The sequence below is a fragment of the Saccharopolyspora karakumensis genome (genome assembly GCF_004349225.1).
Classification (GTDB): Bacteria; Actinomycetota; Actinomycetes; order Mycobacteriales; family Pseudonocardiaceae; genus Saccharopolyspora; species Saccharopolyspora endophytica.
In genome coordinates, this window is sequence record NZ_SMLA01000027.1 from 38,019 (window position 1) to 51,461 (window position 13,443).

At 69.4% G+C, this 13,443-nt stretch carries 13 protein-coding genes and 4 pseudogenes; 8 read left to right on the forward strand and 9 right to left on the reverse strand.

The features are described from left to right. Nucleotides 1-4: 4 nt before the first annotated feature. On the reverse strand, nucleotides 5-601 hold the full coding sequence (locus E1202_RS18070) for an AAA family ATPase (protein WP_328590996.1): 597 nt from the start codon (nucleotides 599-601) through the stop codon (nucleotides 5-7). Nucleotides 602-721: 120 nt separating this feature from the next. On the opposite strand from E1202_RS18070, the gene E1202_RS18075 reads away from it, so the two are divergent. Beyond that, nucleotides 722-1,057, forward strand: coding sequence for an NUDIX domain-containing protein (locus tag E1202_RS18075; protein ID WP_235878591.1), 336 nt, complete (start codon nucleotides 722-724; stop codon nucleotides 1,055-1,057). A 1-nt stretch (nucleotide 1,058) separates the two neighbouring features. Here E1202_RS18075 and E1202_RS18080 read toward each other — a convergent pair whose 3' ends face one another. The 6 genes from E1202_RS18080 to E1202_RS18105 form a co-directional block, all read right to left on the reverse strand. Continuing rightward, nucleotides 1,059-1,436 (reverse strand): hypothetical protein, encoded by a 378-nt coding sequence (locus tag E1202_RS18080; RefSeq protein WP_132684329.1) that lies wholly within the window; start codon nucleotides 1,434-1,436, stop codon nucleotides 1,059-1,061. A gap of 56 nt (nucleotides 1,437-1,492) precedes the next feature. Then, nucleotides 1,493-2,251, reverse strand: coding sequence for an SDR family NAD(P)-dependent oxidoreductase (locus E1202_RS18085; protein ID WP_132684330.1), 759 nt, complete (start codon nucleotides 2,249-2,251; stop codon nucleotides 1,493-1,495). A 17-nt stretch (nucleotides 2,252-2,268) separates the two neighbouring features. Further along, nucleotides 2,269-3,258, reverse strand: coding sequence for a transketolase family protein (locus E1202_RS18090; RefSeq protein WP_132684331.1), 990 nt, complete (start codon nucleotides 3,256-3,258; stop codon nucleotides 2,269-2,271). Continuing rightward, complete coding sequence (locus E1202_RS18095) at nucleotides 3,255-4,082, reverse strand: transketolase (RefSeq protein WP_132684332.1); 828 nt, start codon at nucleotides 4,080-4,082, stop codon at nucleotides 3,255-3,257. Before E1202_RS18095 ends, E1202_RS18090 begins: the two co-directional genes overlap by 4 nt. Further along, nucleotides 4,075-5,415, reverse strand: a complete 1,341-nt coding sequence (locus E1202_RS18100) for an MFS transporter (protein WP_132684333.1) — start codon at nucleotides 5,413-5,415, stop codon at nucleotides 4,075-4,077. Before E1202_RS18100 ends, E1202_RS18095 begins: the two co-directional genes overlap by 8 nt. A gap of 115 nt (nucleotides 5,416-5,530) precedes the next feature. Next, nucleotides 5,531-6,154, reverse strand: a complete 624-nt coding sequence (locus tag E1202_RS18105; protein WP_235878592.1) for a GntR family transcriptional regulator — start codon at nucleotides 6,152-6,154, stop codon at nucleotides 5,531-5,533. 241 nt (nucleotides 6,155-6,395) lie between these two features. Between E1202_RS18105 and E1202_RS32225 the strand changes: the two are divergent. From E1202_RS32225 to E1202_RS32240, 6 genes and pseudogenes are all read left to right on the forward strand, one after another. After that, nucleotides 6,396-6,515: pseudogene (locus tag E1202_RS32225) on the forward strand (helix-turn-helix domain-containing protein); the annotation flags it as partial. A gap of 291 nt (nucleotides 6,516-6,806) precedes the next feature. Then, nucleotides 6,807-7,061 (forward strand): annotated as a pseudogene (gene tnpA / locus E1202_RS32230) (IS200/IS605 family transposase); the annotation flags it as partial. A gap of 4 nt (nucleotides 7,062-7,065) precedes the next feature. Further along, on the forward strand, nucleotides 7,066-8,229 hold the full coding sequence (locus E1202_RS18115; RefSeq protein WP_132684335.1) for an RNA-guided endonuclease InsQ/TnpB family protein: 1,164 nt from the start codon (nucleotides 7,066-7,068) through the stop codon (nucleotides 8,227-8,229). 69 nt (nucleotides 8,230-8,298) lie between these two features. After that, nucleotides 8,299-8,568, forward strand: coding sequence for a cytochrome P450 family protein (locus tag E1202_RS18120; protein WP_207918728.1), 270 nt, complete (start codon nucleotides 8,299-8,301; stop codon nucleotides 8,566-8,568). Between the two features lie 14 nt (nucleotides 8,569-8,582). Continuing rightward, nucleotides 8,583-8,738, forward strand: a pseudogene (locus tag E1202_RS32235) (2Fe-2S iron-sulfur cluster-binding protein); the annotation flags it as partial. Nucleotides 8,739-8,826: 88 nt separating this feature from the next. Then, nucleotides 8,827-9,282, forward strand: a pseudogene (locus E1202_RS32240) (FAD-binding oxidoreductase); the annotation flags it as partial. Between the two features lie 363 nt (nucleotides 9,283-9,645). Here E1202_RS32240 and E1202_RS18130 read toward each other — a convergent pair. Beyond that, nucleotides 9,646-11,217: a GMC oxidoreductase gene (locus E1202_RS18130; RefSeq protein ID WP_132684336.1), complete on the reverse strand. Its 1,572-nt coding sequence runs from the start codon at nucleotides 11,215-11,217 to the stop codon at nucleotides 9,646-9,648. 134 nt (nucleotides 11,218-11,351) lie between these two features. Between E1202_RS18130 and E1202_RS18135 the strand changes: the two genes are divergently transcribed. Then, nucleotides 11,352-11,885, forward strand: coding sequence for a TetR/AcrR family transcriptional regulator (locus E1202_RS18135; RefSeq protein ID WP_235878594.1), 534 nt, complete (start codon nucleotides 11,352-11,354; stop codon nucleotides 11,883-11,885). On the opposite strand, the gene E1202_RS18140 is transcribed toward E1202_RS18135, so the two are convergent. Then, complete coding sequence (locus E1202_RS18140; RefSeq protein WP_408006735.1) at nucleotides 11,886-13,385, reverse strand: helix-turn-helix domain-containing protein; 1,500 nt, start codon at nucleotides 13,383-13,385, stop codon at nucleotides 11,886-11,888. Nucleotides 13,386-13,443 lie beyond the last annotated feature (58 nt).

Sequence of the window (13,443 nt, forward strand, 5' to 3'; positions counted from 1 at the left end):
ACCGCTAGAAAGCCTCTCGCTGAATTCGTCCAACGATCTCATCCAGGGTGAGCGTCTCGGAGACAGTGCGTTCGTCGACCAGGTCGAGCCGACCCGCCTGGTCGAACCACTCGCTCATCTCCGCGGCCCCGAACTCCGCGGACTTCGGTCGCGTCGCGTGCCGCCGCAAGGTCTCCGACCAGCTGATGTCGAAGTAGTAGAAGAAGCTCCGGCCCGCGTGGTCGTCGCGGAGGGAACGCAGCATCGCCCCGTAGCGGGCAGCCGACAGGATTCCTTCGAGGATCACGTGGAACCCGCGATCCAGCGCGAACCGAACGGTGTTCGAGATCAACTCGATGTTCGCCCCACCAGGCCGATCGTGCTCGCGCAGCAGGATCCGGCGCAGGTAGTCCTGCTCCACCAAGGCCACGCCGCGACCGGCCCGGCGACGCAATGCGCGCGCCGCAGAGGACTTCCCAGCGCCGGAAGGCCCGCGAAGAACCACCAGCCGAGTCCCGTCGTCACCGGTCCTCATGAGCGCGGACCGGGCCCCACGCAGAACTCGTTGCCCTCGGGATCCGCCGTCGTCGCAGTCGAGCGTCGGGTCGCAACCGATGTCCATGCCGGGACCGTACTGGCGATGCCCGACATGTCAGCTGCGCTCGGTTGAGCCCGGGTCGCAGCGGAAGTCGGGACGTTGGTGCTACTCGGGGTGCGGGAGGATCGGGTGGTGGTTCATCGGATGGTGGTCGATGCTCACGTGATCATGGTGCGGGGTGGGCGTGTGCTGCTCAGCCGCAGGCGCGGGAGCTTCGGGGACGGGTTGTGGCACCTTCCCTCGGGGAAGGTCGATGCGGGGGAGTCGCTGGTCCAGGCCGCGGTTCGGGAGGCGCGGGAGGAGGTCGGGGTTCGCATCGACGAGAACGACCTCCGGCAGAACCGGGAGCCTGAGAAGTGCTACGAGCTCGGGTGGTTCGCGCTCGACGCGCTGCCCGGCGACATCATCGGCTACCCGGCCTCCGGCCTGCGCGGTCACCTCGAATCGCGTTCCTTCGGGACCCTCGGGTGGGAGGGATGAGTCACCGGACGCTGCGGAAGTTGTCGGCTGGGACGCGGAGGGTTTCTCCGCTGGTGACGGTGATCTCGACGGCGTCGGGGAACCAGGTGACCTCGCGCAGCGCCGGAGGTTCGGAGCCGAAGGCGAGTTCGACGGGGTAGTGGTAGGACGCGGCGTCGGGGCCCAGCCGGAGTTCGCAGCGGGTGTCGGTGACCGTGAGGACCTTCACCAGGAGGAGGTCGCTGGACCACCGTGCGCCCGAGTGCTCGTAGGTCACGCCCGCGTCCCCGGAGGTCTCGCGGTTCAGCACCTGGGTGTGCAGCGTGATCGACGGGCCCGCGAGGAGCACCACGGCCAGCAGCGCTGCCGACACGGCGGCGATGGGGAACGTCCTGCGCACCGGCGGGAGTATGCCAGCGGTGGGGCCCGCGCCGAAGCGCGGACCCCACCGGCCGGTCAGTGGATGTGCGAGCCGCCGTTGATGTCGTAGGTGACACCGGTGAGGTAGCCCGATTCCGGTCGGCACAGGAACGCGACGACGTCGGCGACGTCGGCCACGCGGCCCGCGCGGCGAGTCGGGATGTCGGCGATCATCGCGGCCTTGCGCTCCGGGTCGAGCTTGCCCGCCGTGATGTCGGTGTCGATCAGGCCCGGGGCCACCGAGTTCACCGTGACACCCGACGGGCCCAGTTCGCGGGCCAGCGCGCGGGAGAACCCGAGCAGTCCGGCCTTGGCCGCCGAGTAGGCGACGCCGCCGAACACCCCGCCGCCGCGCTCCGCCGACACCGACGAGAGGTTGACGACGCGGCCGAAGCCCCGCTCGGCCATGCCACCGACGACACGCTTGGTCATCAGGTAGCTTCCCCGGACGTTGACCTCGAAGACGCGGTCCCACTCCTCGTCGGAGACCTCCAGGAACGGGACGGGTGAGGTGATCCCGGCGTTGTTGACCAGCGCACCGATCTCCGGCAGCTCCGATTCCACGACGGACACGGCGGCGTCCACGGCTGCCCGGTCGGTCACGTCGCAGCCCGCGCTGACCGCGGCCACGGCGTGCGTCTCGGCGACGGCGTTGGCGGTGTCCTTCGCGCTGGCCTCGTCGACGTCGAGGACGGCGATGTTCCAGCCCTGCCCGGCCAGCGCGTGGGCGATGCCCTGCCCGATGCCGCGACGTGAACCGGCTCCGGTGACGATGGCTGTGCGGTTGTTGGTCATGCGATCTCCTAGGTGAGTCAGCCGAGCTCGGTGAGCACGCGCTCGCGGATCTGCGGCACCGAGAGCCCGTAGCGGTCGTGCAGCGTGGGCAGCGCCCCCGCGGCCAGGAACTCGTCGGGCAGGCCGATCGGCACGATGCGCTCAGCGACCCCGGCGAAGGCCAGGCAGGACGCGACGGACTCGGCCAGACCACCGACGACCGTGTGGTTCTCCAGCGTCACGACCAGCCGGTCCCGCCCGACGGCGGCCAGGATCGCTCGCCGGTCGAGGGGTTTGATGGTCGGCACGTGCAGCACGGCCACGTCGACGTGATCGGCGGCGAGCTCGCCTGCCGCAGACAGGGCGCGCATCGTCATCAGCCCGCTGGAGATCATCAGCACGTCCCGGCCGGTGCGCAGCTCAGCGGCCTTGCCCAGCTGGAACCGGTAGTCGTACTCGTCGAGCACCGTCGGCACCGCACCGCGCAGCAACCTCAGGTAGGTGGGGCCGGGGGAATCGGCCAGCTGCGGGACCGCCTGCTCGATGTCCACCGAGTCGCACGGGTCCACGATGGTCAGCCCCGGGATGCCGCGCAGGATCGCGACGTCCTCGGTGGCCTGGTGGCTCGGACCGTAACCGGTGGTCAGCCCCGGAAGTCCGCCGATGACGTTGACGTTGAGCCCAGGCTCGGCGATGTCCAAGCACAGGAAGTCGTAGGCGCGCCGGGTCGCGAACACCGAATAGGTCGAGGCGAAGGGCGTCAGGCCGACCTCGGCCATCCCCGCGGCCGCCGCCAGCAGAGACTGCTCGGCCATGCCCATCTGGAAGAAGCGCTCCGGGTGGGCTTCGCGGAAGACGTGCATGTCGGTGTACTTGGCGAGATCCGCCGAGAGCCCCACGACGTCCTGGCGCTGCTCGGCGAGTCCGGCGAGCGCGTACCCGAACGGGGCCTTGGTGGTCTTCAGGCCCTCGTCGGCGAACGAGGCGATCATCGCCGACGTGGTGGCCTTCTTGGTCGCGGTCGTCATGCGCCGGCCTCCTGCAGGTGGTCGCGTGCCAGTTGCCACTCGTGCGGTTCGACCCGCATGAAGTGCGCCTTCTCCCGGGTCTCCAGGAACGGGACACCGCGGCCGACCCGGGTGTCGCAGATCAGCACCGACGGCGAACCGCGGTGCGCGCGCAGCTCGTCCAGCGCTGCCACCAGGGCGTCGATGTCGTTGCCGTCCACGCGGACGGCGTTCCAGCCGAAGGACTCCCACTTGGCCTGGATCGGCTCGGTGCGCAGCACGTCGACCGTCGGGCCGTCGGCCTGCAGCGCGTTGACGTCGACGAGGGCGATCAGGTTGTCCAACCCGTGGTGCGAGGCGGCCAGCGCCGCTTCCCAGGTGGAACCCTCGTCCAGCTCGCCGTCCGAGAGCAGGTTGTACACCCGAGCCGGATTCCCCTTGTGGCGCAAGCCGATCGACATCCCGACCGCCACGCCGAGTCCGTGCCCGAGCGAGCCGCCGGAGATCTCCACCCCGGGGGTGTAGCTGGCCATGGCCGACATCGGCAGCCGCGAGTCGTCGGAGGCGTAGGTCTGCAGCTCGTCGGTGTCGATCACCCCGGCCTCGGCCAGCGCCGCGTACAGCGCGATCGCGTAGTGACCGATGGACAGCAGGAACCGGTCGCGGTCCTCCCACTCCGGGTCTTCGGGCCGGAACCGCAGCTGGTCGGAGTACATCACCGCCAGCACGTCGGCGACCCCGAGCGCCTGGGCGATGTAGCCCTGGCCCTGGAGCTCGCCCATGTCCAGGGCGTTCCTGCGGATGCGGCGCGCCGACTCCGCGATCCTGCGCGTTCGATCAGACAACTGCTTCCTCCTTGCCTGTGGCGGCGCGCTCGACCGCCGCGACCTCCGCCTTCTGGACAGGACCCCACGTCTCGCGGGTGAGCACCGCCGCGACCAGGCCCAGCACGCCGTAGCCGCTGAACAGCAGCGCCGGTCCGAGCCAGCCGGCCTGCGCGTACAGGGCGGTGGCGATCATCGGCGTGAAACCCGAGACGACCGCGGAGATCTGGTAGGCCAGCGATGCCCCGGCGGTGCGGGTCTTGGCCTCGAACAGCTCCGAGAACCAGGCGCCCTGGACGCCTGCCAGCGAGTTCTGGCAGATCGCGTAGCTGATCACGAAGGCGATCACGATCAGCACCGCGGAGCCGGTGTTGGCCATCAAGAACATCGGCACGCCCCACGCCACGGCGGCCACGCATCCCAGCAGGTAGATCGGGCGCCTGCCGAAGACGTCCGAGAAGTGCCCCCACAGCGCGGTGGCCAGGATCCCGACCCCCGCGGCCGTGGTCAGCGCCAGCAGGCTCAAAGACCCCGAGGTGGGCGAGGTGTCGAGCTCCAAGTAGGACAGCATGAACGTCACCGACACCGCGTAGCCCGCGGTCTCGACCACGCGCAGGCAGAACGTGCGCAGCACGTTGCGCCAGTCGTCGCGCAGCACCTCCAGGATCGGGTTGCGCGCGACCTCGCCGGAGTCCTTGAGCTCCTCGAACTCCGGCGACTCGTCGATCTTGAGGCGGATCAGGACGCCTACGACGATCAGCACCGCCGAGAGCAGGAACGGGACTCGCCAGGTCAGCGTGCCGCCGAGTCCGGCGCTGAGCAGGAACGCCAGGTTCGCCAGCAGCAGTCCGACGGGGAACCCGGCCTGGGTGATGCCGGTGTAGAGACCTCGTTTGCGCCAGGGCGCGTGCTCGAAGGTCATCAGGATGGCGCCGCCCCACTCCGCGCCGAAGGCGAGGCCCTGGACGATGCGAACGGCCACCAGCAGCACCGGCGCCCAGATACCGACCTGCTGGTAGGTGGGCAGGCAGCCGATGAGCACGGTGGCGACGCCCATCAGCAGCAGCGAGGACACCAGCACCGGCTTGCGTCCGATCCGATCACCAAGATGACCTGCGATGATGCCGCCCAGCGGGCGCGCGGCGAAGCCGACGCCGAGGGTCGCGAAGGACATCAGCGAGGCCGACAGGGGGTCGGACCCGGGGAAGAACGCGTCGCCGAAGTAGAGCGCGGCGGCGGTTCCGAAGCCGATGAAGTCGTAGGTCTCGATGGTCGCGCCGACCCCGCAGCCGACGGCGACTCTGAACTTCTCCGGGCTGCCGTGCACCGACGCCCGGGATGGGGAGCTTGCCATCGCGATCCTCCTTGACCGGGTGGCTGAATGTTGAGTGTCAACAGTCAATGTTGACAGTCATCATAAGTCCGGTCGGGGGCGTGTCAAGGACGGATTTTCCGCCCCGCGCTCAGGTTCAGCTCTTGCTGTTGAGCAGCGTGACCGCGGCCTGCATGTGCTCGCGGAGCACGCGCACGGCGGTGTGGGCGTCGCCGCGTTCGACGGCCTCGACTATCGGCCGGTGGTGGTCGGCGGACATCGGGAAGCGCCGGTTCTCGGTGGACGCGCTCATCACGACCACCCGGATCGGACCCTCAAGGTGGCGCCAGGTGTCGAGCAGGATCGAGTTGCCCGACAGCTCGCAGAGCTGGGCGTGGAAGGCGAGGTCGGCTTCCAGCTGCTCGCTGAGGTCGCCGGTGGCCGCCTCGAGCTTGTCCAGCGCCGAGCGCAGCTCGCCGACCACCTGCGACAGCCGGTCCGACTCGACGATCTCGGCGACCGCCTGGCCCTCCAGCGCGCAGCGGACCCGGAACAGCTCGTCGATCTCGGTAGCCGACAGGCTGCGAACCCGCAGCATGCCGCGAACCCCGGGCGTGACCAGGCCTTCCTGCTGGAGATGGCGCAGCGCCTCGCGCACCGTGCCGCGGCTGATCGACAGCTGCGAGGCGATCTCGACCTCACCGAGGTGATCACCCGGCCCGTACCGCCCGGTCAGAACCGCCTCGCGCAGCGCCACCAGCGCGCGCTCCCGCAAGGTCAAGCGATCCAAACTGCGCAAAGCCTCTTCCACCACGCCCGAATGATAGCTCGATGTCGACAGTCAACGCGTGTGGCGCCTCCTTCTGCAGCTTTTCGGAACGGGAGCAGCCGTACTCGGTGCGATAGGCGGCGGCGAAGCACCCAGTGCTGGTGAGGATCCAGCAGGCCGCGATCTCGGCGACCGTGGCCGAGTCCGAGGCGAGGGAAGAGGCCTTGTCAGCAGGTGATCGGATGATCACTGTGTGTATCTTCGGTGCCGCCTCCATCCGTATCCGACGCCGGGCCAGCAGTCCGCGCTGGTACGGGCGTTTGGGTGCGCTCGTGTGGTGTTCAACGACCGCATCGCCGCGCGTCGGGATGCCTATTCGGCGGGTGAGATGTTTCCGACGGCGTCGGAGTTGTCCAAGCGTTTGATCACTAATGCGAAGAAGACGCCGAAACGTGGATGGTTCGCCGAGGTATCGGCTTCGATTTTGCAGCAGGCTTTGCGGGATGCCGATCGGGCATATCGGTCCTACTTCGAGTCATTGGTGGGAAGAGCGTGCTCGGTTGGTGTGCCTCGATACAAGTCTCATCGTGATCGTCGTCAGGCTGTGCGATTCACCAACAACGCAGGCCGGCTTGTTATGGCTGGTGGCAGGCTGCGGCTACCGAAGGGGGCGTGGCTAGTAGAGCTCGAAACGATGCCGGACCACGTTCATCTCATCGTCGAAGTCGACCCGCAGTACGGCGTGCACAAGCTCGTCAAGGCCGTCAAGGGTCGTAGGTCGTGCGTGCTGCGAATTGACTTCCCGTGGCTGCGGTCGAAACTGCCGACGCTGTGGACCAACAGCTACTTCGCAGCCACGGTCGGCGGTGCGTCGCTGTCAGCCACCAGGCGCTTCGTCGACCACCTGAAGGCGCGGTGAACCGATGTTTTCAGAACGCCGCTACCGCTTGAAACTCACCACTGCGCAGGCCGCGCAGTGCGAGGAGTTCGGCAACATCTGCCGTGCTGTGTGGAACACCGCCCTTGACCAGCGTCGCCGGTACCGCGAGCGCGGTGCCTGGATGAACTACAACGAGCAGGCCGGGCAGCTCGCCGACGCCAAAACCGAGCATGATTGGCTCAAGACCGCGCCGTCACACATCCTCCAGCAGACGCTGAAAGACCTGGAGCGTGCCTGCAAGGACCACGGAACCTTCCGGGTGAAGTGGCGCGGCAAGCAGCGTTGGAACCCGTCGTTCCGGTTCCCGATGGGAAAGCTCATCGAGGTTGAGCGCTTGAACAAGCGGTGGGGGCGGGTAAAGCTCCCCAAGCTCGGGTGGGTGCATTTCCGCATGACCTGCCAGCTCGGCGGTGCCGTGCGGTCCGCGACCGTGTCGCGCGACGGCTCCGATTGGTTCGTGTCGTTCCTCGTCGACGACGGTGAGCAAACCCCGGAGCAGCACGCCATGCCCGGTACGGGAGTCGGTATCGACCGGGGAGTGGCCGTTGCTGTCGCGACCAGCGACGGCAAGCTCATCGATCGCGACTTCATCTCGTCTGGCGAGGTTAAGCGGTACCGCAGGTTGCAGCAGCAGCTCTCCCGGCAGAGGTGCGGCAGCGCGAACCGTCGCAAGACCCTCGAATCGATGCGCCGGATCAAGCGGCGTGAGCGCGACCGGCGCGCGGACTTCTGCTCACAGGTCGCGGCCGAACTCACCGACCGCAACGCGCTGGTCGCGCTCGAAGATCTGCGTACTCGTAGTATGATCAGCTCGGCGTCCGGGTCTGTCGAAGAACACGGCCGGAACGTCGCCCAGAAGTCGGGCCTGAACCGCGCCATCCTCGATAAGGGTTGGCACAAGCTCGAACTGGCCCTGCGTAACGCCGCGCGCTGCACGGGCAGCGAGATCGTGAAGGCGCCCGCTGCGTACACGTCGCAAACGTGCGCAGTGTGCCGCAACGTGGACTCGGAAAACCGCAATAGCCAAGCGGTCTTCCGGTGCACCGGTTGCGGACACACCGCGCACGCAGACGTCAACGCAGCCAAGAACGTGTTGGCCGCCGGGCGGGCACAGCCTGTGGAGACCTCGGTGCTGGCCGGTCTGTGAAGCAGGAACCCAAACCGGCGTCAGCGCTGGTTGGAACCCCCCGGCCTTAGGCGTGGGGAGGACGTCAAGATGTCGTACGGCTCGGCCAACCACGACGAGAACGACTACGCCTCGCCAGCGGCGTTGGACCTGGACCGCACGCCGGTTCCCAACCTGGCCTTCGGGGCGGGCAAGCACGCCTGCGCGGGAACGTACTTCGCGACCGAGGTCGTGCGCATCGCGCTGGAGGAGCTGTTCGAGGCCATCCCGAACCTGGAGGCCGCCATCGATCACGAGGTGGACTTCTGGGGCTGGGGCTTCCGCGGCCCGGTCGAGCTGCACGCCGCGTGGGAGGTGTGATGGCCGCGCCCGAGATGACCCACGAGGTCCGCATCGATCCGCTGGACCGGTCGACGACGTGCCCTGCGGGGCAGTCGATCCTGGAGTCCTGCCTGCGCGAGGACATCTGGTTGCCGCACTCCTGCACGCAGGGCACGTGCGGCAGCTGCAAGGTGAAGGTGCTCTCCGGCGAGGTCGACCACCGCGAATCCTCGGAGTACACGCTCACCCCGGCCGAACGGGAGTCCCGGGATCGCCCTGGGCTGCCAGGCCACGCCGATGTCCGGGCTGGTGCTGGAACCCGTCGAGCAGGTCGACCCCGACGACGGGGTGCCGCGCCATCCGCTGCGCGACCACACCGGGACCGTGGTGGTGCTCGACGACATCGCCCGGGACATCCGGCGGCTGGTCGTCGAGCTCGACGAACCGATGTCCTTCAACCCCGGGCAGTACGCCGAGATCCGAGTTCCGGGAACGGGTTTGGCGCGGCAGTACTCGATGGCCAACCCGCCGTCGGAGACCTCGCGCCTGGAGTTCCACGTCCGGCGCACGCCCGGCGGGATCGCCACCGACGGCTGGATGTTCGCAGGCTTGGCGGTGGGGGAGCGCGTCGAGCTCAAGGGGCCGCTCGGGGACTTCGGAATGCCCGTGGCGCAGGAGGAACCGGCGATCCTCACCGCCGGGGGCACCGGGCTGGCGCCGCTGAAGTCGATCGTGCGGCACGCGCTGGCCCACGACCTCGCACCGGAACTGCACCTCTACCACGGTGGTCGGAGCAGGCAGGACCTACGACGTCGAGTTCTTCGAGGACCTGGCCCGCGAGCACCCGCACTTCGGGTACCGGCCGTGCCTGTCCGAAGAGGACTGGGAGGGTGCGACCGGGCTCGTGACCGACGTCGTGCTGGCGGACTTCCGGTCCTGCCGGGGGGCTCAGCGCCTACCTGTGCGGTCCGCCGGGGATGGTCGAGGCGGGGGTCAAGGCGCTCAAGCGCCGGCGGATGGCTCCCCGCAAGATCCACCGGGAGGAGTTCCTCGACGCCTCGCACGCCGCGAGGTGAGAGCCGGCCCCGCGCCACTCGGTGGCGCGGGGCCAGACCGCTAGAAGACGACGCCGGCGTCCTGGGTGAGGAGTTCGTCGGTGGCGCGTTCGGCCACGGCCGCGATGGTCATAGACGGGTTGCAGGCGGCGGTGTTGCCCGGCATGAGGGCGCCGTCGAGGACGTAGAGCCCGCGGTGGCCCTTCACCCGGCCGGCGAGGTCGCAGACCACGTTCATCGACGCCCCGCCCAGCGGGTGCCAGGTGTTGGGCACCAGCGAGGTGGTGTCGAGCCGGACCGAGCCGTTGCCCGCGATCGCGGCGACGCGTTCGTCGATGCGCTCGGCCAGCACCGAATCCGCCTGCGACGGCCAGTCCAGCACGGCGTCGTCCTTCGCGGAGTCGTAGACGAACCGGCCGCGGCCGGAGCTGACGCCGTAACCGACCAGCATCGTGGTGCGCAGGTTCGGCGTCGGTGGCAGCGACGCCTGGATGACAGTGTTGGCCAGCGTCGGGTCGTCCCACTCCTTGCTGCCGTAGATCACCGGGCCGCCCTGCGGCGCGCCGAAGTCGTCGGCGAAGTTGGTCCAGGTGTAGATGCGGTCGCCGTTGGAGCCCCAGTTGGAACCGAGACCGTCGGGCATGTCCGGGATCTGGTCCTTGGCGGCGGCGCGCATCAGCAACCGGGTGGTGCCCGCCGTGCCCGCCGCCATCACCAGCGCACCGGTGGTGATGATCTTCTGCTCCAGCACGGTGCCGTCGGTGGCGATCCGGTCGACGTGGACCTGCCAGCGCCCGTCGCGGGTCTTGGCCACGTCGGTGACGTTGTGCTGCTCGGCGACGGTGACCTTGCCGGTGGCCTCGGCCTGGGCGATGTAGGTGACGTCGACGGAGTGCTTGCCGCCGTTGTTCACGCCGAACGCGCAATCACCGTTGGTGTAGGAGGGTTTCATCTCGCCGCGGAGCTCGCGCAGCGCGTAGTCCCAGTCGATCGGCATCGGGATCTTCTCCACCGAGTAGCCGGCCCGCGCGACGTTGCGGGCGAAGATCCGCGAGGCGGCGTAGGACTCGCTGTTGATCAGCTCGTCCGGGGCGGTGGCGATCCCCAGCATCTCGGCCACCCGCCGGTAGTGGACGCGGTCCATCCGGGCGTAGTCGAGGCGCTCGGGCATGGTCGCGTTGAAGACCTCTTCGGTCGGTTGCAGCGTCATGCCCTGGTAGAGCAGGGATCCGCCGCCGACCCCGGCCGCGCACATGATGTCCATGCCGTTGCCGGTCACCCGCTCCAGCAGGCCGGTGTAGCGCTCGAACGGCGGCGGGGAGATCCCGAACAGCGACGGTCCCGAACCCAGCCAGAAGAACCGCTCGTCCGGTGCGGCCAAGGTGGGGAAGGTGTCGGCGTTCGGGCCGGTCGGCCAGCGCTTGCCCCGTTCCAGCACGAGCACCGGCACCCCGGCCTGGGCGAACCGCAGTGCCGTGACGCCACCGCCGAACCCGGACCCGATGACCACCACCCGGTGCTCCTCGCGGGTGAGGGGCACGCGGCGGGCCGCGTTCGCGTGCGGGCCCAGCAGGGACAGGCCTGTCGCCGCAGCGGTTCCGGCGAGCAGGGTGCGGCGGCTGAGTTCGGGCATGCGGTACCTCCACGGCAGGCGTCGTCATCGACTGAGCCGGGAGCCTATGGAGCCAAAACGAGACATTGAACTGGTCGACGATCTCACTACTGGCTAGTAAGTTAGTTCCCCGTGTGGCCTGTCGGAGGTGAGCGGTGCTGAGCTCTCGCCGTACCGACGCGCGCCGCAACCGCGAAGCCATCCTGCGCACCGCCGACGAGGCCTTCGCCGAGGACGTCGACCTGGTGCCGCTGTCGGAGATCGCCCGCCGCTCCGGACTGGGCCGCGCCACCGTCTACCGGCACTTCTCCGACCGCTACGCCCTCGGGATCGCGGTGGCCGAGAGCAAGCTGCACCTGCTGCGCGAGCTCGTCGCCGAATGCGACTTCATCGAGGTGCTGGAGGAGCTGTTCGACGAGCAGATCTCGCGGCGCCCGCTGGTGCGGCTGTTCCGCGAGCTCCCGCCCGCCGACCAGCGCCGGTACGCCGGTCAGCTGGTCGCGATCCTGGCTCCGGGACTGCGCGAGGCGCAGGAATCCGGCGTCATCCGCAGCGATGTCGGCCCGGACGACCTGGCCCTGATCTGCGAGATGGTCGAGGGCGCGCTGTCCTCGCACCTGCCGACCCCGGGAGGCGTGGAGTCGGTCCAGCGGGTCGTGGAGGTCATGCTCGCCGGTCTGCGGGCCTGATCAGGGCTCGCCGGCGAGGACCTGCTGCATCCGGGCGGTGACCAGCGGCCGGCGGGAGTCGTGGTGGGGGAGCCGGTGCGCGAGCTGGCCCAGCACCTCCAGGTCGTCGGTCGGGTGGTCGCGGAACAGCGCCCACAGCGCCGCCACGTCCCCGCGGTCGAGGACGGCGTTGCGCAGTGAGGCGAACAGCTCCTCCCGCTCGTCGCGGATCGCCGGCGCCTCGCTGGCTTCCAGCAGCGGTCCCCGGTAGGTCTCCGAGGCGGTGCGGATGTCGCCGTCGTGCAGCGCGCGGCGCACGGTGAGGAAGTCCGCGTCGACCGCCGCCTGCAACCGGTAGGGCTTGGTGGCGATGACGTGCTCGCCCAGGTGCGTGCGCAACCGGTGGATCTCCGCGCGGGCGGTGACCGGGTTGCCGCGTTCGCCGTAGAGCTGGAACGCCAGCCGGTCGGCGGTCAGGCCCGCCGGGCGCATCGCCAGCAGCGTCAGGATCTCCGCGTGCCGCAACGACAGCGGGACCTCGCGCCCGTCGAGGACCGCGCGCGGCCCCGCGGAGTTCAGGAACGACAACGACAGCACGGGACGGGGACGCGTTCGCGTCGCCGACGAACCGGGCAGCCGCAGCAGGTATCCCTCGGCGAGCCGCTCCAGCACCGCCTCGCGGCCGTCGGCGAGCGTGACCCGGCCGTCGGTGACGTCGACGCGCTCGGGCAGCAGCGACGCGCCCGGTTCCACCGCCAGCACCCGCCCGGTGCGGGTCAGTAGCGCGCCCGCCTCGCCCCGCAGAGCCCGCAGGTGCGGCATGTTGCGGGCGCGGAGCTGCTCGTCGCGCGCGGCCATCCGCGCGCGCAGGTGACTCTCGGCCAGCTGCGCGGCGGCGCTGACCAGCGACACCATCGCCGGGTGCACGGTCCGCAGCGGTCCGCTGATGTCCACCGATCCCAGCACGTCACCGGTGTCGGGGTCGTGGATGGGGCTCGCTGCGCAGGTCCAGTCGTGGTAGGTGCGCACCAGGTGCTCGGCGGAGTAGATCTGCACCGGTTTGCCCACCGCCAGGGTGGTTCCCATCGCGTTGGTGCCGATGGCCTCCTCGGCCCACCGGGTTCCCTCGCTCAGCCGCACCCGGTCGGCGCGCCGCTGGACCTCGGAGTTGCCCTCGCGCCAGAGGATCAGCCCGTCCCGGTCGGTCACGATCATCACGTGCATCGCCTCATCGGCGACGTCGAGCACGGTCTGCCGCAGCACGGGAATCGCTGCGGCCAGGGGGTGTTCGGTGCGCATGTCGCGGACCTCGTCGCGCTCGCAGACCACCGGTGCCTCGCAGGAGTCGGGGTCGATCTCGGCGGCCAGCGAACGCTGCCAGGACTCCGAGACCAGCGTCCGCGGTGAGCGGGGCGCGCGATCGCCGCGCAGCACCGCGTCCCACACGCGCCCCAGCAGCGATGCGTACTCCAGCGGGTCGGCCAGCATCGTCGCGGTGGTGGGATCCTCCTCGGTGCGCACCCTGCCTCCAGTCCCGACGTCGGCGTCGACGCGTGAGTGGTCATGATGACCACGCGCT